The sequence below is a fragment of the Paraburkholderia elongata genome, from assembly GCF_013177735.1.
In the GTDB taxonomy this organism is placed as follows: Bacteria; Pseudomonadota; Gammaproteobacteria; order Burkholderiales; family Burkholderiaceae; genus Paraburkholderia; species Paraburkholderia elongata.
On sequence record NZ_WOEZ01000205.1, the window covers coordinates 1 to 18,905 of the forward strand.

Consider the following 18,905-nt stretch of genomic DNA (forward strand, 5'->3'; position numbering starts at 1 on the left):
GTTGTTGGGCTTGCTGTTGGGCCTGCTGTTCAGCCTGTTGCTGCGCTGCCTGTTGCGCCGACAGATTGGCCGGCGCCGCCGAATCGACCACACCCGGTTGGGTGGTCACTTGCGCAGCTTGGGTCTGATCCGTTTGCGCGCCGCTGCTCGACGCCTTCGGGAACAGCCCCGTGACGGCCGCTGTCGCGGCAAGACTTGCGATGATCACTGCACCCGCAGCAGTAGCGACGAGCGGGTGAAGACGACGTTGTTGCGTAGGTTTGGTATCTGGATTATCCATATTGGCCTCCGTCTGGAGCAGAGTCGACTGTTATTGAGACTGAGTGTCGGGCAAATCGATCCCGGGAAAGTTTCAATTTGTAACCATTTCCGGGCAATCATCGCGGCTCTTTCGCGTCAAAGCGCGTCCAGCGCGGCGGGGTGCCTGATTTCTTGCGGGTTCGCAGCAAGTTAAGAAAACGGCGGCTCAGCGGCGGGTACGCGCCTTTTACCGATAGTTACAAACTGTCAGGTTTCGGTGCACGGTGGTTTTCACGCGCCGCAAGAAAAAACGCCCGGCATCGAGCCGGGCGGTTTTTCTATTGCGAGTAGCGTAACAATCAATCTTCGCGGCGCAGATGCGGGAACAGAATCACGTCGCGAATGCTCGGGCTGTCGGTCAGCATCATCACCAGACGGTCGATGCCGATGCCGCAACCGCCGGCCGGCGGCATGCCGTATTCCAGCGCGCGGATGTAGTCGGCGTCGTAGAACATCGCTTCTTCGTCGCCGGCCTCTTTCTGGTCGACCTGCTTCTTGAAGCGGGCAGCCTGGTCTTCCGGATCGTTCAGTTCGGAGAAGCCGTTGGCGATTTCGCGGCCCGTGATGAACAGCTCGAAACGCTCGGTGATGCCGGCGAACTTGTCCGACGCGCGCGCCAGCGGCGACACCTCGATCGGGTAGTCGATGATGTAGGTCGGCTCCCACAGTTGCGACTCGGCGGTCTCTTCGAACAGTGCCAGTTGCAACGCGCCCACGCCCGCGTTCAGGAACTGCGGCTTCGATGCGTCCACGCCGAACTTTTTCAGTTCCGTGCGCAGGAATGCGTCGTCGCCGATTTGTGCGTCTGTGTATTGCGGTGCGTACTTCTGGATCGCCTGGCTGATCGTCAAGCGATGGAACGGCTTGGCCAGATCCAGCTCGCGACCCTGGTAGCTGATCGTGGCGGTGCCCAATGCGTCGATCGCCGCCTGGCGGATCAACTGCTCGGTGAAATCCATCAGCCATTTGTAATCGGTGTACGCCGCGTAGAACTCGATCATCGTGAATTCCGGATTGTGGCGTACTGACACGCCCTCATTGCGGAAGTTACGGTTGATCTCGAACACGCGCTCGAAGCCGCCGACTACGAGGCGCTTCAGATACAGCTCCGGCGCGATGCGCAGGAACATCTGCATATCGAGCGCGTTGTGGTGCGTTTTGAACGGCTTGGCCGCCGCGCCGCCTGGAATCGGGTGCAGCATCGGCGTTTCGACTTCCATGAAGTCGGCGTCCGCCATGAACTTGCGGATCGACGAAATCGCCTTGGTGCGCGCGACGAACGTCTTGCGCGTTTCCGGCGTGACGATCAGGTCGACATAGCGCTGGCGGTACTTCATTTCCTGGTCGGCCAAACCGTGGAACTTGTCCGGCAACGGACGCAGCGACTTCGACAGCAAACGCAGTTCGGTACAACGCACCGAGAGCTCGCCCTTGTTGGTGCGGAACAGCACGCCGCGCGCCGCGACGATGTCACCCATATCCCACTTCTTGAAGGCGTCGTACGTTTCCTGGCCGATGTCCGCCGGCGTGATGAAAAACTGGATCTGACCCGAACCGTCGCGCACGGTCGCAAAGCTCGCCTTGCCCATCACGCGCTTGAGCATCATACGGCCAGCAATCGCGACTTCGAGCGGATTGGCTTCGAGTGCTTCCTTGTCGGCCTCGGCGTACTGCGTTTGCAGATCCTCGGCGTGATGCGTGGGGCGGAAATCGTTCGGATAGGCGACGCCTTGCTCACGCAGTTCGCGGAGCTTTTCGCGGCGTTCGGCCATGATCTTGTTGTCGTCCACCTCGGGTACGACATTCGGCTGGGCCGCATTAGGCTGGGTCGATTCGGTCATGATGATTTGGTATTCGGTGGCCCGCATCGGGGTGCCCCACATGCGGGTGGCCAGTCAGTGAAAAAAACCTCAGGCGCTATGACAAAGATGCGGCGCGGCGATGCGATGCATACCGCGCCGGTTGCGCTTAGACGCCCTGTTTCAGGCTGGCGCTGATGAACGGATCGAGGTCGCCGTCGAGCACGCTCTTGGTATTGCTGATTTCGACGTTGGTGCGCAGATCCTTGATACGACTGTTGTCCAGCACGTACGAGCGGATCTGATGACCCCAGCCCACATCGGTCTTGCCGGCTTCGAGCTTGTCCTGCTCGGCCTGACGTTTGCGGATTTCCGCTTCGTACAGGCGCGATTTCAGCATGGCCATGGCTTCGGCACGGTTGCGGTGCTGCGAGCGGTCGTTCTGGCACTGCACGACGATGCCCGACGGCATGTGCGTAATCCGCACGGCCGAATCGGTCTTGTTGATGTGCTGACCGCCCGCGCCGGACGCGCGGTACGTGTCGATGCGCAGATCGGCCGGGTTGATGTCGACTTCGATCGAATCGTCGATTTCCGGGTACACGAACACCGACGAGAACGACGTATGGCGCCCGCCCGACGAATCGAACGGCGACTTGCGCACGAGGCGGTGCACGCCGGTTTCGGTGCGCAAAAAGCCGTACGCGTATTCGCCTTCGATCTTGATCGTGGCGTTCTTGATGCCCGCGACGTCGCCTTCGGTCTGTTCCAGCACTTCGGTCTTGAAGCCCTTGCGCTCGCAGTAGCGCAGGTATTGGCGCAGCAGCATGGACGCCCAGTCGCACGCCTCGGTGCCGCCGGCGCCGGCCTGGATATCCAGGAAGGCGTTGTTCGGATCGGCCGGGTTGGCGAACATCCGGCGGAATTCCATGTCGGCGACGCGCTGCTCGAGCCCTTGCGCATCCGCTTCGCAGGCGAGGAGTGTTTCCTCGTCGTCTTCTTCGTGGGCCATGCCGAACAGGTCCTGCGCGTCGCGCAGGTCGTTGTCGAGCGACGTGAGTTTGCCGACGACGTCATCGAGCAGTTTCTTTTCCCGGCCGAGGGCCTGGGCGTGCTTCGAGTCGTTCCAGACGTCCGGATCTTCGAGTTCCCGGTTGACTTCAATTAGACGCAGTGCTTTGTCGTCGTAGTCAAAGATACCCCCGTAGGTCGGCCGCGCGCGTGCGCAGGTCCGCCAGAGAGGCTTCGATCGCGTTGAGACGTTCCGCTTCCATGTCGATCTTTTATAGCTTCGTAAAAAGGTGAAATTATAGCCGATCGGCGCCCCGTGCCGGATGCTTGTGAGCGATCCGGCGCGGGTTTGGGGTTGATTTTGCGGTGATTTTTGGGGCTTTGCGCGCAAGGCGGGCAGAACGTCGGCTGCGCGCAAGCCGTACACGAGAGCCGCTCGCGCGGGAACCCGGCAGCCGCTTCAGCTCGCCGCGTGCTCCACGATCAATTGCACACGCGACACGCCATTCCACGTGTCGCTGGCCAACCGGTATGCGACGGTGGCGCGCGCGGGCAGCGTATCGGTGTGATTGAACCAGATCGCGTTGAAGCGCTGGCGGCCGCGCACGAGTTGCAGTTTCAGATGTTTGTCTTTGACCAGCGCCTGCGAGGCGATGTCGAATTCGCCGGAAAACACCGGCGCCGGGAAGCCCTGGCCCCATACGGCGGCGTCGAGCATTTCGACGAATTGCGGCGTGAAATAGGCGTCTTCGAGTTCGCCGTCGGTTTCGACCGTGCGCGATAGCGCCTCTTCGGAGAGCCATTCGCGGCCGACTGCTTCGAACGCGGCAGTAAAGCGCGGCACGTCGGCGGCGGCGATCGTCAGGCCCGCGGCCATCGCGTGGCCGCCGAATTTGACGATCAGACCCGGCTCGCGCTTCGAGATCAGATCGAGCGCGTCACGCAGATGGAAGCCCGAGATCGAACGGCCCGAGCCTTTTACGAGCTGGCCGCTGTCGTCGGCGAGCGCGAACGTGAACGACGGCCGGTGGAATTTCTCCTTCAACCGTCCGGCGACGATGCCGATCACACCCTGGTGCCAGCTCGGATTGAACAGCGTGATGGTGGTCGCGCCGTCGGGATTGATCGCCGAGAGGTCTTCGAGCGCCTGCTGCTGCATGCCGGCTTCGATTTCGCGGCGCTCGCGGTTCATCGTGTCGAGCTGCTGCGCGAGATCCCATGCGCGGCCGATGTCGTCGGTGGTCAGGCACTCGATGCCGAGCGACATGTCCGACAGGCGGCCGGCCGCGTTCAGGCGCGGGCCGAGCGCGAAACCGAGGTCGAAACCCGAGGCGCTGCGGGCGTCGCGCGCGGCAGCGCGAAAGAGGGCGGCGATGCCCGGCTGCATCTTGCCTTTGCGAATCCGCTGCAAACCTTGCGCGACCAGCACGCGGTTATTGCCGTCGAGCTTGACCACGTCGGCGACCGTGCCGAGCGCGACCAGATCGAGCAGGCCGTCCAGACGCGGCTCGGGGAAATTGTCGTTGAAGGCGCCGCGGCGGCGCAATTCCGCGCGCAATGCCAGCAGCACATAAAACATCACGCCGACACCTGCAATGCACTTGCTCGGGAACGTGCAGCCCGGCTGGTTCGGATTGACGATGGCGCGTGCAGCGGGCAGTTCGTCGCCGGGGAGGTGATGGTCGGTGACCAGCACGTCGATGCCGAGCGCATTGGCCGCTTCCACGCCGTCGACGCTCGCGATGCCGTTATCGACCGTAATCAGCAGTTCTGGCTTGCCGGACGCGCTGCGGGCGGCCAGCGCGACGATCTCGGGCGTCAGGCCATAGCCGTATTCGAAGCGGTTCGGCACCAGATACTCGATCTGGCCGCCGAACATGCGCAGCCCGCGCACCGCGACCGCGCACGCGGTGGCGCCGTCGCAGTCGTAGTCGGCGACCACCAGCATGCGGCGCTTGTTCTGGATCGCATCGGCGAGCAGCGCCGCGGCGTCTTCGCAGCCTTTGAGCCCGGCGGGCGGCACGAGCCGCGCGAGACCGGTTTCGATTTCATCGGGCATGCACACGCCGCGCGCGGCATACAGGCGTGCGAGCACCGGGTGCAGGCCGTGGCGGGTGAGGACTTCGGCGTCGACAGGCGAGCCTGCGCGCGTAACGATTCGAGTCATTCGGAAAGGCCGTGGATCAGTCGATAAGTCATTCGATGAAGAGCGAGGCGAGCACGCGCCGCCGCCAGAATTTGCGCAGATCGCCGCGCGTGACCGTGAGCGTCACCGAGCCGGTGTCGCCGCACAGCGTCAGGCCGAGTTCGCGGAGCTGGCCCGACTGAAGCGCTTCCAGCGCCGGTTCGAACCAGTCGGTTTGCAACGCGGCGAAGGCGTCGTTCCAGCGCGCCCAGTCCTGCTCGATGTAGGGCGCAGAGAAGGGATCGAGTTCGACCAGCGTGGCGCCGTTGGCATTGGCGCTGGTTTTTGCGTTCGCGGGTGCGCTTGCGGATGCGCCGCCAGGCATGCGACCCGAGGCGTTACCTGAGGCACCGCCCGTAGCGCTAGCCGCCGTCAGTGCCGCGAAGGACGTCGGCGGTGCGCCCACATCGACACCTGCTTTAATGGCGAGACCGCGCGTGGCCGCTGCGTCGGAAAGCACCCGCGCAAACGGGCTCTTTACCGGTTGCTCCGCACCCTGTGCGTGAAACCAGATCGAGTTGACGGACGGTAGGCCACGCGCCTCGCGCGCTTCATTGACCGGATGCTCGAACCACGCCATCTGCACTTCGTTCTGCAGCTTCATCCAGGCGCGCGAACGCTCGCCGGAATGCGCCTCGTGCGGCAGCCAGATTTCGATGTTGCGGCCGCTCGCGCGCAACGGCGACGCCCCTGCCAGCGTGCCGAAGTCATCTCCCGACAAGTACCAGCGTGCGGGCTTCGGCGCTTCGATACGCACGCCGAGTTCCTCGATCAACGGCCGGGCGACCGCCAGCAGCACGCTGGCCTCGTCGTCGGACAATTCGAGCGAGGCCGGATCGATCAGCACCAGATGGTCGTGCGCGATGCGCACGTGCACCGGCTGCACGCAGGCCCACGTGGCGCTGCCGGGGTCGCCACCGTCGGCGCGCAGCATGTACGGGGCAAGCGGCGCTTCGTCGGCGGCCGCAGCTCCACTCGGCAGCGCGCCGAACTGGCGCGCCACCCAGCGCTCGTGCGGCAGCGTGCGCTGAAAATCTTCGCCGATCACCCGTTCGACCAACGTCGCGCGGGCGATCAGCCGGTCGAGGGCCTGACTCTGGATGTCGTGCAGGGCGGTGGAGGCGTCCGCTGCGGCGGGCAGCGCGAAGGGCAGAAGAAGATGAAGACGGTTGGCGTGCATGATGCTGCGCATTGTAGGGCAAAGAGTGCGAGTATTCAGACCATATCGGCGGATTCGGGCACCGCACCGAGCCCCGCCGATGGCAGCAGCCGAGCGCGGCGGCACCGCGCCCATGACGAGGGAGACCGACATGTCGCGTGAACTGAAAACCGAGCAGGAACTGCTTGCATTGGTCGTGAAAGCGCTCGACGCCAATCCGGCCACGGCTGGCTGGATTCCAACCGGATTCCACGAGACCGTCGAGGACGAGGATGGCTGCAACTGGGATATTACCCATCTGCATCGTGACCGTAAGGACGCGGACGTGCGCGAAGTCGCGACCAGCGAGGCGGCCGGGATCATCAATGATCTGAGGAGCCGCTACAACCTGCGTTAGGGGGCGGGGCCGCGCGCCCTGTGCGCCACGCCTTTGCGCGAGTCCGCGGCATTGTATGGCAAACTTCGCGCTTGATTGACGGCAGTGGCAGCAGCGACGGGGTGCCGGCTTCGGTGGCGCGGGGTTTGCTAGGCGCGCCGGACGGCACCGGAACGTCATACCGGAACCATCCGGGTTGCCGCGACACCAATGATCACGATGCTCAGGCCGCATGACAGGCACGACAGCTGCAAGTTGTCGCCATGATGTGCAGCAAAAGGCCCCGGAGCAGACGAAGAACGCAGAAAAGGATTCGCTTGAAATTTCCCTACGAATGGCAGATTGGCTGGCGCTACACCCGCGCCGGCAAACGCACGACCGGTAACGGCTTCATTTCCTTCATCGCGCTCGTGTCGATGTCGGGCATCGCGCTCGGCGTCGCCGCGCTGATCGTCGTGTTATCCGTGATGAACGGTTTCCAGAAAGAGGTGCGCGACCGGATGCTGTCGGTGCTGGCGCACGTCGAAATCTTTTCGCCGACCGGCTCGATGCCTAACTGGCAATTGACCGCCCAGGAAGCGCGCCAGAACAAAGAAGTGATCGGCGCGGCGCCGTATGTCGAAGCGCAGGCGCTGCTTACGCGCCAGGACGCTGTGAGCGGTGTGGCGCTGCGCGGCGTCGAACCGACGCTCGAGCCTGAAGTGTCCGATATCGGCAAGGAAATGAAGGGCGGCAAGCTGACCGACCTCGTGCCGGGCGACTTCGGCATCGTGCTGGGCGCGGACCTCGCCACCAATCTCGGGGTGACGGTCAACGACAAGATTACTCTGGTCGCGCCCGAAGGCACCATCACGCCCGCCGGCATGCTGCCACGGCTGAAACAGTTCACGGTGGTGGGCATCTTCGAGTCGGGGCATTACGAATACGACAGCACGCTCGCGCTGATCAACATCAAGGACGCGCAGGCGCTGTTCCGGCTACCCGCGCCGACCGGCGTGCGGCTGCGCCTGACCGACATGCAGCGGGCGCCGGAGGTCGCGCATCAACTGGCGCGCAGCTTGTCCGGCGATTTGTACATCCGCGACTGGACCCAGCAGAACAAGACCTGGTTCTCGGCGGTGCAGATCGAAAAACGCATGATGTTCATCATCCTTACGCTGATCATCGCGGTGGCGGCGTTCAATCTGGTGTCGTCGCTGGTGATGACGGTGACCAACAAGCAGGCCGACATCGCGATTCTGCGCACGCTCGGGGCGCAGCCTGGCTCGATCATGAAGATTTTCGTGGTGCAGGGCGTGACGATTGGCTTTATCGGCACGGCGACCGGCGTCGCGCTCGGCTGCCTGATTGCGTGGAGCATTCCGTGGCTCGTGCCGATGATCGAGCATCTGCTCGGCGTGCAGTTCCTGCCGCCATCCGTGTATTTCATCAGCGAACTGCCGTCAGAACTGATTCCCGCCGACGTCGCGCGGATCGGCATCATCGCGTTCCTGATGTCGGCGCTGGCGACCCTTTATCCGAGCTGGCGTGGTGCGAAAGTCCGTCCTGCGGAGGCACTGCGCTATGAATGACCGTTCCGCTAGTTTATCCATGGCCTCTGAAGACACCGCGCTGCATCCCTATGTGCTGGAAGCAACCGGCATTTCGAAGTCGTTCGTGCAGGGCGGCCTCAATGTGCAGGTGCTCAACAACGCGCAATTGAACGTGCGGCGCGGCGAAAAACTGGCGATCGTCGGCGCGTCGGGTTCCGGCAAGAGCACGCTGCTGCATGTGCTCGGCGGCCTCGACGATCCGAGCGCCGGCCATGTCTCGGTGATGGGCAAGCCTTTTACGAAGCTCTCCGAGCGCGAACGCAACGACCTGCGCAATCGCGCGCTCGGTTTCGTATATCAGTTCCACCATCTGCTGCCGGAATTCACCGCGCTCGATAACGTCGCGATGCCGCTGCGGATTCGCCGCATGACGACCGAAGCCGCTCGGCGCGAAGCGCTCGCGGTGCTGGAGCGGGTCGGCATGGGGCATCGGGCGAAGCATCGTCCGGGTGAACTGTCGGGCGGCGAGCGCCAGCGTGTGGCAATCGCGCGGGCGTTGGTGACGAAGCCCGCCTGCGTACTCGCCGACGAACCCACCGGCAATCTGGACGGCGGCACCGCCGACACCGTGTTCAACCTGATGCTCGAACTGTCGCAAACGCTCGACACCAGCTTCGTGATCGTCACGCACGATCCGGAACTGGCCGGACGTTGCGACCGGATCATGCGGCTGCGCGACGGCGTATTGCACGAAGAGCCGCCGGTGCCGGTTTAATCACCGCGCGGAACGTGAGCGATGCTCTGCCACCTCTGCCACTAACGAGGCGCGCCATGTGGATCGATACGCACTGCCATCTCGACGCTTCGGAATTCAACGCCGATCGCGATGAAGTTGCCAATGCGGCGCGCCAAGCCGGCGTAGGGCGTATCGTGATTCCCGCGATCGGCCGCGAGAATTTCACGGCGGTGCGTGAACTCGCGCATCGCATCGACGGCGGGGCGTATGCGCTCGGCATCCATCCGCTCTTCACGCCAGGCGCGCAGGAGCGCGATCTCGAACTATTGCGCATGGAAATCGAGGCGAGTCTCGATGATCCGCTGTTTGTCGGCATCGGCGAGATCGGCCTCGATTATTTCGTCGAAGGTCTCGACGATGCACGCCAGCAGTTTTTCTACAACGGTCAGCTTCAACTGGCTCGCGAATTCGATCTGCCGGTGATTTGCCACGTGCGCAAATCGCAGGATCAGGTGATCAAAGGGCTGCGGCGGCATCAGATTCATCGCGGGATCGCCCATGCATTCAACGGCAGTTTCCAGCAGGCTGAGGCGTATATCGACCAGGGTATGCATCTCGGTTTCGGCGGCAATCTGACTTTCGAGCGGGCGCGGCAAATTCGCCGCCTTGCGGAGCAATTACCGTTCGACGCGCTGGTCGTCGAGACCGACGCGCCGGACATTCCCCCTTCCTGGATATACAAGCAGCGCAACTCGCCGGAGCAGATTCCAGGCATCGGCGCAGGCCTCGCGCAACTGCGCGGGATGACTGCCGACCAAGCCGCCCTAGGCACAACGGCTAACGCGCTCGCCGCGCTGCCGCGGCTCGTACTTTCCTCTGCATAATTGAACGCGATGGTTTGAGTGGTTCGCGCCGGGCGGAACACACGCCCGGCGGGCCTGCTGACGCCTGCTCGCTGTGCGTTGCGCCGTCCGGCGATGGCTGGGCGGAAGGGGCGGAGGGTGGATGCGGGCATGGTGGTGCGGGTTTGCGTTGGGGGTGATTGGGCTGCAGCGGCAGGCGGTGTTGCCGGACTGGCGTGGATGGTGTGCGCTGGTGTTGCTCGGGTGCGTTGCGATTCTTGTCGCGGCGTGGGGACTGCGCCGTGGTTCTTCGGGCGAATGGAGCGGCGGCTGTTCGGGCGAACGGTGTAGTGGGACTTCGGGCGAAGAGTGCGGCGGGACCTCGGGCGGATCGTGCAGCGGCGCTTCAGTCGTCGCGGACGCGCAGGCGGCAGTTGCAAATTCGCGCATGTGCCACGCCTTGTTCAGCGCACGCTTGCGTTCGGGCGTCGGCTGGGGCGCGGTGTGGATCGCGGCCTTATGCGTGGGCTTTGGCTACGCCGCCTGGCGCGCGGAAACCCGGCTCGCGGTGAGCTTGCCGAGCGCCTGGGAAGGGCGCGATATCGACGTCGTCGGCAGTATCAAGGGTCTGCCGTCGCGCGACGACAAGGGCGCGCGCTTCCTTTTCGCAGTCGATTCGGCGGATGCGCCGATCGCCGCTTTCCCACGGGTGATTCAACTATCGTGGATTGCCGAAGATGCGCCGCCGCCGTTGCTCGAACCGGGCGCACGCTGGCGTCTGACCGTGCGGCTCAAACGCCCGCATGGCAATGCGAACTTCGGGGTGCGCGATGCCGAAGCCAGTTTGCTGGCGCGCAATGTGCGCGCTACCGGCTATGTGAGCGCCCCGGCTCACGCTGTGCGTTTGCCAGGGAACGCGCGTGGCGTGAGCGTGACGGTCGATCGCTGGCGCGCCGCGCTGCGTGCGCGCATCGGCACGGTGCTTGCCGGCGCACCGCACCGTGGGATCGTGGTGGCGCTCGCCATCGGCGCACAGGACGAAGTCAGCGCGGCTGACTGGCTGCTGATGCGCGGCACCGGCACAAGTCATCTGGTGGCGATTTCGGGCTTGCATATTGGCTTTGTCGCGGGCCTTGCGGCGTGGCTCGCCGGTGCAGTGTGGCGGCGCTCGGGGTTCATCGGTCGCAACTGGCCGCTGCTGCTGTCCGCGCAGGTCGTCGCGGTGACGGGCGGCGCGTTGTTCGCGGCGCTGCATGCGGCGTTGGCCGGTTTCAACGTGCCGGCGCAGCGCGCGCTATGGATGGCGGGCGTAGTGGCGCTCGCGTTTATCAGCGGGCGCAACGTCGCGCGATCGGTGGTGCTGGCGTGGGCGTTGGGGTTGGTGCTGCTGATCGATCCGTGGGCGGTCGTATCGGCGGGATTCTGGCTGTCGTTTTGCGCGGTGGCGGCGATTCTGTTCGCAATGTCGGGACGGCCCCGTGTGCAGGATCATGAGCAGCGTCACGACGACGAGGGTGAGGGCGGCGTCACGCCGACGAGGCTCTCGCGCCTGTGGTCCGGCCTGTGCCGCCGCGCTCGCGCTTTCGGTGAACGTCTGCGCAGCGCCGTGCATGTGCAGTTCGCGGTGACCGTCGCGCTTGCACCGCTCACCGTCTATTGGTTCTCGCAGATTCCGTTGGTCGGCCCACTCGCGAATGCCTTCGCGATTCCATGGGTGAGTCTGCTGGTCACGCCGGCGGTATTGGCGGGCGTCGCGTTGCCGGCGCCATTCGATGCCTACGCCTTTCGCGCCGCGCACACCTTGCTCGACCTGCTGGCCGCGGGCTTGCAGATGCTGTCCGGTCCGGCATGGACGCTCTGGCGGCTGCCGCAGCCGGACGCGTGGACGCTCACCGCGGCGGCGGTCGGGGTTCTCTGGTGTCTGGCGCCGCGTGGCTGGCCGCTGCGCTGGGCGGCACCCCTCACGTGGCTGCCGCTGCTGATCCCGGCGCCGCCCGGGCCGCCGCATGGCAGCTTTCGACTGACGGCGCTGGATATCGGTCAAGGCACCTCGGTGCTGGTCGAAACGGCGCATCACACGCTGTTGTTCGACACCGGGCCGGGGCCGGAGTCGACGCATGCGGGCGAACGGGTGGTCGTGCCGTTTTTGCAGGCGCACGGCGTCACGGTGCTCGACACGCTGATCATCAGTCACGCCGATTCCGACCACTCGGGCGGTGCGCCGGCTGTGCTGGACGCGATCGAGGTGCGTCAAATGGTGGCCGCATTGGCACCCGCGAATCCACTGTGGTCGAACGCCAGGCAACGCGGCGCGGATACGCTGCCCTGTGCGGCGGGGCAGCGCTGGCAGTGGGATGGTGTCGAGTTCGCGATGCTCTGGCCGGATGCCGGGTCGCTACAAGGCAAGCCGAATGCGCATTGCTGCGTGTTGCGGGTGAGTACGTTGCCTGCCAGGGCGAGTGTGCCGACGGAGGGCAGTGCTTCGGCCGGCGACGTTCAAATGGCTGCGCCGCGCATGGCAGCCTTGCTGGCTGCGGACATCGAAGCGCCGGTCGAACGCATCCTGCTCGCACGCGATCGCGACGCGTTGCGTGCCCAGGTGCTGGTCGTCCCGCATCATGGGAGCAAGACCTCTTCGACCGAGCCGTTCCTCGACTCTATCGAGCCGCTCGTTGCGCTATTTCAGGTAGGCTATCGCAACCGATTTCATCATCCGAACGCGGGTGTGTTCGAGCGTTACAAGGCGCGGCACATCGAGCTGGCACGCAGCGATACGCACGGAGCGGTGCGGGTCGACGTCAACCCGGATTTCGGCCCGGGTCTCAACTTGGGTCTCACCCCGGACGTCGGCCCCGAGAGACGCGTGGGAATCAACGCGGGAGTCGGTCCGGGAAGCGATCCGACAAGCGCCCCAAGAAGCGCCCCGGCCCTGAACGGCGCCGCACTGACGCTCGAGCGCTATCGCGACACGCAGCGCCGCTACTGGATGGATCGCTGATGGATTGCCGGCCGCACAGATAGAACAAATGCGCCGCTGGGCCCGGAGCCTGCACGAAAAGTCAGGCTCGAGGCCCGCGCGCTAAAACAGAACGGAGATAGCCGCAGTTGAAAAACATCATCCACTTCTCGCATGCGAACGGGTTTCCGGCGTCGACCTACCGGACGATCTTCGCCGAACTCGCCGACGACTATGAACTGCGCTCCATCGAGCGCATCGGTCACGACGCGCGTTATCCGGTCACGCAGGACTGGCCGCATCTGGTCGAGCAGCTGCTCGACGACGTGGGCCGGTCGTACGAGCAGCCGGTGTGGCTGGTCGGCCATTCGCTCGGCGGCTATCTGTCGCTGATGGCAGCGCTGAAAAAGCCGCAGTGGGTGAGGGGCGTGGTGATGCTCGATTCGCCTGTGATCGCCGGTTGGCGCAGCAGCATGCTGCGGGTATCGCAATGGACCGGGCTCGACGAACGCCTGTCGCCCGCGGCTGCCACCCGCACGCGCCGCACGCAGTGGGCAAGCCGCGACGAGGCGTGGCGGCACTTTCATTCGAAGCCGGCGTTCGCGCGGTGGGACGAACGCATGCTGTCCGACTACATCGACTTCGGCATCCCGCAGAGCTCACCTGACGGCGGCCGCTCGCTCGCTTTCGACCGGCGCACCGAGTATCAGATCTATAAGACCTTGCCGCATACACTTGGGCCCCGCCTCGCGCGCGGCGCCCCGGTGCCGGTGGGGTTCATCGCCGGCACGCATTCAAAGGAGGTGCGCCAGGCGGGGCTGGACGCCACCCGCCGTGCGACAGGCGGTCATGTGGAATGGATCGAAGGCAGCCATCTGTATCCGATGGAAAAACCGCTCGAAACCGCGCGCGCGGTGCAGCGGATGTTGCGCGAACTGGAGCGGCCGGCTTAAGGCCATGCGTGGCGCGGCGCGCGCGTTCACCTGCGCGGCGGCCTGCTCATAAGAGGCGCCGGGGCCGCCGTGGTGACGGCGCGGCCCGCTAGTGCGGGTGGCCACCGCCGCGAGAAACGGTGCATGATCGGCGAACGGCGATTGCCATCGCCGCGGCACACTTTCGTACCGATGTCGCCAGGATTTTGCTGGGTTGAGACCCTGCTTTACGGTATAATCCGTTTTTCCCGCGAGCATCCAGCGATGACCAAATATGTTTTCGTCACCGGCGGCGTAGTATCTTCCCTCGGCAAGGGTATTGCCGCCGCTTCCCTCGCCGCGATCCTCGAATCGCGCGGTCTTAAAGTCACCCTCCTCAAGCTCGATCCCTACATCAACGTCGACCCCGGCACGATGAGTCCGTTTCAACACGGCGAAGTGTTCGTGACGGAAGATGGAGCGGAGACTGACCTCGACCTCGGCCACTATGAGCGCTTCATCAGCACGAAGATGCGCAAGGCCAATAACTTCACCACAGGTCAGATTTACGAATCGGTGATCCGCAAGGAACGCCGCGGCGACTATCTCGGCAAGACGGTGCAGGTCATCCCGCACATTACCAACGAAATCCAGGCGTTCATCGAACGCGGCGCGGCTTCCGCGACGTGCGGTGAGCCGGACGTCGCAATCGTCGAAGTGGGCGGCACCGTTGGCGACATCGAATCGCTGCCGTTCCTCGAGGCCGCACGTCAGATGAGCCTGCGCATGGGCCGCAACAGCGCGTGCTTCGTACACCTCACGCTGGTGCCTTGGGTCGCGACCGCAGGCGAGCTGAAAACCAAGCCTACCCAGCACAGCGTGCAGAAGCTGCGTGAAATCGGTATCTCGCCGCACGTGCTGCTGTGCCGCGCCGACCGCCGCATTCCGGACGACGAGCGCGCAAAGATTTCGATGTTCTCGAACGTGCCCGAAGACGCGGTGATTTCCGTGTGGGACGCCGACAGCATCTACAAGATTCCGCAGATGCTGCACGACCAGGGTCTGGACGCGATCATCTGCGAAGAGCTCAAGCTCACGCCGAAGCCGGCCGATCTGACGATGTGGTCGGATCTCGTCGAAAAACTCGAGCATCCGAAGCACGAAGTCACGATCGGCATGGTCGGCAAGTATGTCGATCTGACCGAGTCGTACAAGTCGCTGATCGAAGCGCTGCGCCATGCGTCGATGCATACGTCGACCAAGGTCAACATCGAGTACATCGATTCGGAAGAGATCGAGACGCAAGGCGTCGAGAGCCTCAAGCATCTGGATGCCGTGCTCGTGCCGGGTGGCTTCGGCCGTCGCGGCACCGAAGGCAAGATGGCCGCGATCCGCTATGCACGCGAAGCGAAGGTGCCGTATCTCGGCATCTGCCTCGGCATGCAACTGGCCGTGATCGAATTCGCCCGCGACGTGGTCGGCCTGAAAGATGCGAACAGCACCGAGTTCGATCAGAACACCGAGAACCGCGTGGTCGCGCTGATCACCGAGTGGTACGACCGTGAAGGCCGTGTCGAGAAGCGCACCGAAGAATCGGATCTGGGCGGCACGATGCGCCTCGGGTCGCAACGTTGCCCGATCAAGCCCGGCACGATGGCCGAAGAGATCTATGGCAAGGATGTGAACGAACGCCATCGTCACCGTTATGAAGTCAATAACCGTTTCGTGCCCCAGCTCGAAGCCGGTGGCCTTATCATCAGCGCCCGTACCCCGAGTGAAGATCTGCCGGAAATGATGGAATTGCCGCGCAGCATGCACCCGTGGTTTGTCGGCGTGCAGTTCCACCCGGAATTCACGTCCACGCCGCGTGACGGCCATCCGCTGTTCAAGTCGTTCGTCGAAGCGGCGCTCGCCCATCATCATCAGCTGTCGGGCGTCGAGGAGAAAGCATGAAACTGGGCGATTTCGAAATCGGGCTCGACAAGCCGTTTTTCCTGATCGCGGGCACCTGTGTCGTCGAATCGGAACAGATGACGATCGACACGGCCGGCCGGCTGAAGGAAATCTGCGCGAAGCTGAACATTCCGTTCATCTACAAATCGTCGTACGACAAGGCCAACCGCAGCAGCGGCAAGTCGTTCCGCGGTCTGGGCATGGACGAAGGTTTGCGCATCCTGTCGGAAGTGAAGCGTCAACTCGGTTTGCCGGTGCTGACCGACGTGCACGCCGAGCACGAGATCGAGCAGGTTGCGTCGGTGGTCGACGTCCTGCAAACGCCTGCTTTCCTGTGCCGTCAAACGGACTTCATCCATGCTTGCGCGCGTTCGGGCAAACCGGTCAACATCAAGAAAGGCCAGTTTCTCGCACCGCACGACATGAAGAACGTGATCGACAAGGCGCGTGATGCGGCGCGTGAAGCCGGTCTCTCGGAAGACCGCTTCATGGCGTGCGAGCGCGGCGTGTCGTTCGGCTATAACAACCTCGTGTCGGACATGCGATCGCTTGCGATCATGCGCGAAACCAACGCGCCGGTCGTGTTCGACGCCACCCACTCGGTGCAGTTGCCGGGCGGGCAGGGCACGAGCTCGGGCGGTCAGCGCGAATTCGTGCCGGTGCTGGCGCGTGCCGCGGTCGCTGTCGGCGTCTCGGGTCTCTTCATGGAAACCCATCCGAAGCCTTCGGAAGCCAAGTCGGACGGCCCGAACGCGGTGCCGTTGCATCGCATGGCCGATCTGCTCGAAACGCTTGTTACGCTCGATCAGGCCGTCAAGCGCGCGCCGTTCCTCGAAAGCGATTTCAACTGATTCAGGCGTGCGCGGCGTGTCACGATTGGGTCGCATAATCGGCTCAGTCGGCAGCATCGGCACGCGGCGAATGCACGCAATGGTCGTCGAAAGCGTCAGGGCGCGCATAGTGTGCTGGGGAGACCGGTGCTCTGCATGGGGCCGGAGTAAGTGCTAAAGCACTAACTCCGGATCGACACAGGTGCCCGGTGCAGTTTCACAGTAAAGAATTCAACGTCATTTCTTGAGGAAACCATGAGTGCTATCGTAGATATCATCGGTCGAGAGATTCTCGATTCGCGAGGCAACCCCACCGTCGAATGCGACGTGCTGCTCGAGTCGGGCACGATGGGCCGCGCTGCGGTCCCGTCGGGTGCATCGACGGGTTCGCGCGAAGCGATCGAACTGCGCGACGGCGAAGCCGGCCGTTACGGCGGCAAGGGCGTGCTGAAGGCTGTCGAGCACATCAACACCGAAATCTCCGAAGCGATCATGGGCCTCGACGCTTCCGAGCAGGCTTTCCTCGACAAGACCCTGCTGGAACTCGACGGCACGGACAACAAGTCGCGTCTCGGCGCGAACGCGATGCTGGCCGTGTCGATGGCTGTCGCGAAGGCCGCGGCTGAAGAAGCCGGCCTGCCGCTGTACCGCTACTTCGGTGGTTCGGGCGCCATGCAACTGCCGGTGCCGATGATGAACATCGTCAACGGCGGCGCGCACGCGAACAACAGCCTGGACATCCAGGAATTCATGATTGTGCCGGTCAGCCAGCCGACCTTCCGCGAAGCACTGCGCTGCGGCGCCGAGGTGTTCCACGCGCTGAAGAAGATCCTGTCGGACCGTGGCATGAGCACGGCCGTGGGCGACGAAGGCGGCTTTGCGCCGAACTTCGGCAGCAACGACGAATGCCTGTCGACCATCCTGCAAGCTATTGAAAAGGCCGGCTACCGCGCGGGTGAAGACGTGCTGCTCGCGCTCGACTGCGCAGCAAGCGAGTTCTACCACGACGGTAAGTACCAGTTGGCTGGCGAAGGCCTGCAACTGTCGTCGACGGAATTTGCCGACTACCTGGCGAACCTGGCCGACAAGTTCCCGATCGTCTCGATCGAAGACGGCATGCACGAAAGCGACTGGGCAGGCTGGAAGACGCTGACCGACAAGCTCGGCAAGAAGGTGCAACTGGTGGGCGACGACCTGTTCGTCACCAACACGCGCATCCTGAAGGAAGGCATCGAGAAGGGCATCGCCAACTCGATCCTCATCAAGATCAACCAGATCGGTACGTTGACGGAAACCTTCGCGGCTATCGAAATGGCGAAGCGCGCCGGCTACACGGCTGTGATCTCGCACCGCTCGGGTGAAACCGAAGATTCGACGATTGCGGACATCGCGGTCGGCCTGAACGCCGGTCAGATCAAGACGGGTTCGCTGTCGCGTTCGGATCGTATCTCGAAATACAACCAGCTGCTGCGCATCGAAGAAGACCTCGGTGATATCGCCAGCTACCCGGGCAAGTCGGCGTTCTACAATCTGCGCTAATGGCTTGGCTGCTAGCGCCGACCGATGAGCCGGTTATCCTTCGTTTCTGATTGACCTCGCCGCCCTGCGTATAGCGCAGGGCGGCGCGTATTTATTGTGCTTACTTCATGCGGCTTGTCACTGCTGTCCTGATCGTTCTGCTGGCGCTGATTCAGTACCCGCTCTGGTGGGGGCACGGCGGCTGGTTGCGCGTGCACGAGTTGCAGCAGCAACTGGCGCAGCAACTTCAGAAGAACACTGATTCGAAGCTGCGCAACGAGCGGATCCAGGGCGAAGTCCAGGATTTGCAGAGCGGTACGGCCGCGGTGGAAGAGCGGGCGCGTTACGAAATGGGCATGGTGAAAGACAGCGAAGTGTTCGTTCAGTTCGTCGCGCCGAACGCGCCGTTGCCGAATGCGAACACGCCTTCGGTCACCACGTCTACGCGCGGTGAGGTGTCGGCGGCGCCGCTGCATGTGGTGCCGAATCCGGAGTCGCGCGCGAAGCCGGATCGCAAGCATGGCGGGAAGGTGGCGAAAGACAAGAAGGCCACGCACTGAGTTTAATCAGGTTGGTTGAACTCGCAGACGAACGCGAAGCAAGCTGCTGGAACGAACGTAAAAAGCGCTCAGGAAGACGAACAAAGGCGCGGTGAAAACCGCGCCTTTTTCTTGTGTGCCGAGCATGCTCAACAGCTCGGGGGTGAAAGTCCCCTATCCAGCCTGATGGTGGCGAAGGATTAGTGAAGCGTAAGGGCGTCGTCGCGAGGCGGGGTCTGAAAGAAGCGTGGAACAAAG

At 63.6% G+C, this 18,905-nt stretch carries 14 protein-coding genes and 1 pseudogene; 10 read left to right on the forward strand and 5 right to left on the reverse strand.

Annotated features, from left to right (window positions below):
- The 5 genes and pseudogenes from GNZ13_RS36670 to GNZ13_RS36690 form a co-directional block, all read right to left on the reverse strand.
- Positions 1-280 (reverse strand): annotated as a pseudogene (locus GNZ13_RS36670) (glycine zipper 2TM domain-containing protein); the annotation flags it as partial.
- A gap of 319 nt (positions 281-599) precedes the next feature.
- Entirely contained in the window at positions 600-2,141 is a 1,542-nt protein-coding gene (lysS, locus tag GNZ13_RS36675) for a lysine--tRNA ligase (RefSeq protein ID WP_172173941.1), read from the reverse strand.
- Positions 2,142-2,268: 127 nt separating this feature from the next.
- Positions 2,269-3,373, reverse strand: a protein-coding gene (gene prfB / locus GNZ13_RS36680; protein ID WP_172173943.1) for a peptide chain release factor 2 whose coding sequence is annotated in 2 segments (ribosomal slippage) — positions 2,269-3,291 and positions 3,293-3,373 — 1,104 coding nt in all. Because the reading frame shifts where the segments join, the coding sequence is not laid out codon by codon here.
- Between the two features lie 197 nt (positions 3,374-3,570).
- A complete protein-coding gene (gene recJ, locus GNZ13_RS36685) occupies positions 3,571-5,277 on the reverse strand; it encodes a single-stranded-DNA-specific exonuclease RecJ (RefSeq protein ID WP_172173945.1) in 1,707 nt (568 codons plus the stop codon).
- Positions 5,278-5,305: 28 nt separating this feature from the next.
- Positions 5,306-6,487 carry a regulator gene (locus GNZ13_RS36690; protein WP_172173947.1) on the reverse strand — a complete coding sequence of 394 codons (1,182 nt, stop codon included), beginning with the start codon at positions 6,485-6,487 and terminating at the stop codon, positions 5,306-5,308.
- Between the two features lie 67 nt (positions 6,488-6,554).
- Here GNZ13_RS36690 and GNZ13_RS36695 point away from each other — a divergent pair, with 67 nt between their 5' ends.
- From GNZ13_RS36695 to ftsB, 10 genes are all read left to right on the forward strand, one after another.
- Entirely contained in the window at positions 6,555-6,851 is a 297-nt protein-coding gene (locus GNZ13_RS36695; RefSeq protein WP_172173949.1) for a hypothetical protein, read from the forward strand.
- Positions 6,852-7,147: 296 nt separating this feature from the next.
- Positions 7,148-8,401 (forward strand): lipoprotein-releasing ABC transporter permease subunit, encoded by a 1,254-nt coding sequence (locus GNZ13_RS36700; protein ID WP_172173952.1) that lies wholly within the window; start codon positions 7,148-7,150, stop codon positions 8,399-8,401.
- The gene (lolD, locus tag GNZ13_RS36705; RefSeq protein WP_172173955.1) at positions 8,394-9,137 is read left to right on the forward strand and encodes a lipoprotein-releasing ABC transporter ATP-binding protein LolD; all 744 of its coding nucleotides are present in this window, start codon (positions 8,394-8,396) and stop codon (positions 9,135-9,137) included. Before GNZ13_RS36700 ends, lolD begins: the two co-directional genes overlap by 8 nt.
- Positions 9,138-9,193: 56 nt before the next feature.
- Positions 9,194-9,982 carry a TatD family hydrolase gene (locus GNZ13_RS36710; RefSeq protein WP_172173958.1) on the forward strand — a complete coding sequence of 263 codons (789 nt, stop codon included), beginning with the start codon at positions 9,194-9,196 and terminating at the stop codon, positions 9,980-9,982.
- A 121-nt stretch (positions 9,983-10,103) separates the two neighbouring features.
- Positions 10,104-12,938, forward strand: coding sequence for a DNA internalization-related competence protein ComEC/Rec2 (locus GNZ13_RS36715; protein ID WP_172173961.1), 2,835 nt, complete (start codon positions 10,104-10,106; stop codon positions 12,936-12,938).
- A 107-nt stretch (positions 12,939-13,045) separates the two neighbouring features.
- The gene (locus GNZ13_RS36720) at positions 13,046-13,849 is read left to right on the forward strand and encodes an alpha/beta fold hydrolase (protein WP_172173964.1); all 804 of its coding nucleotides are present in this window, start codon (positions 13,046-13,048) and stop codon (positions 13,847-13,849) included.
- Positions 13,850-14,092: 243 nt separating this feature from the next.
- A complete protein-coding gene (locus tag GNZ13_RS36725; protein ID WP_172173967.1) occupies positions 14,093-15,760 on the forward strand; it encodes a CTP synthase in 1,668 nt (555 codons plus the stop codon).
- The gene (gene kdsA, locus GNZ13_RS36730) at positions 15,757-16,611 is read left to right on the forward strand and encodes a 3-deoxy-8-phosphooctulonate synthase (protein ID WP_054038194.1); all 855 of its coding nucleotides are present in this window, start codon (positions 15,757-15,759) and stop codon (positions 16,609-16,611) included. The genes GNZ13_RS36725 and kdsA overlap by 4 nt, the downstream gene beginning before the upstream one ends.
- A 234-nt stretch (positions 16,612-16,845) precedes the next feature.
- Complete coding sequence (gene eno, locus GNZ13_RS36735; protein ID WP_042322785.1) at positions 16,846-18,129, forward strand: phosphopyruvate hydratase; 1,284 nt, start codon at positions 16,846-16,848, stop codon at positions 18,127-18,129.
- Between the two features lie 107 nt (positions 18,130-18,236).
- Positions 18,237-18,668, forward strand: a complete 432-nt coding sequence (gene ftsB, locus GNZ13_RS36740; RefSeq protein WP_172173970.1) for a cell division protein FtsB — start codon at positions 18,237-18,239, stop codon at positions 18,666-18,668.
- Positions 18,669-18,905: the final 237 nt, after the last annotated feature.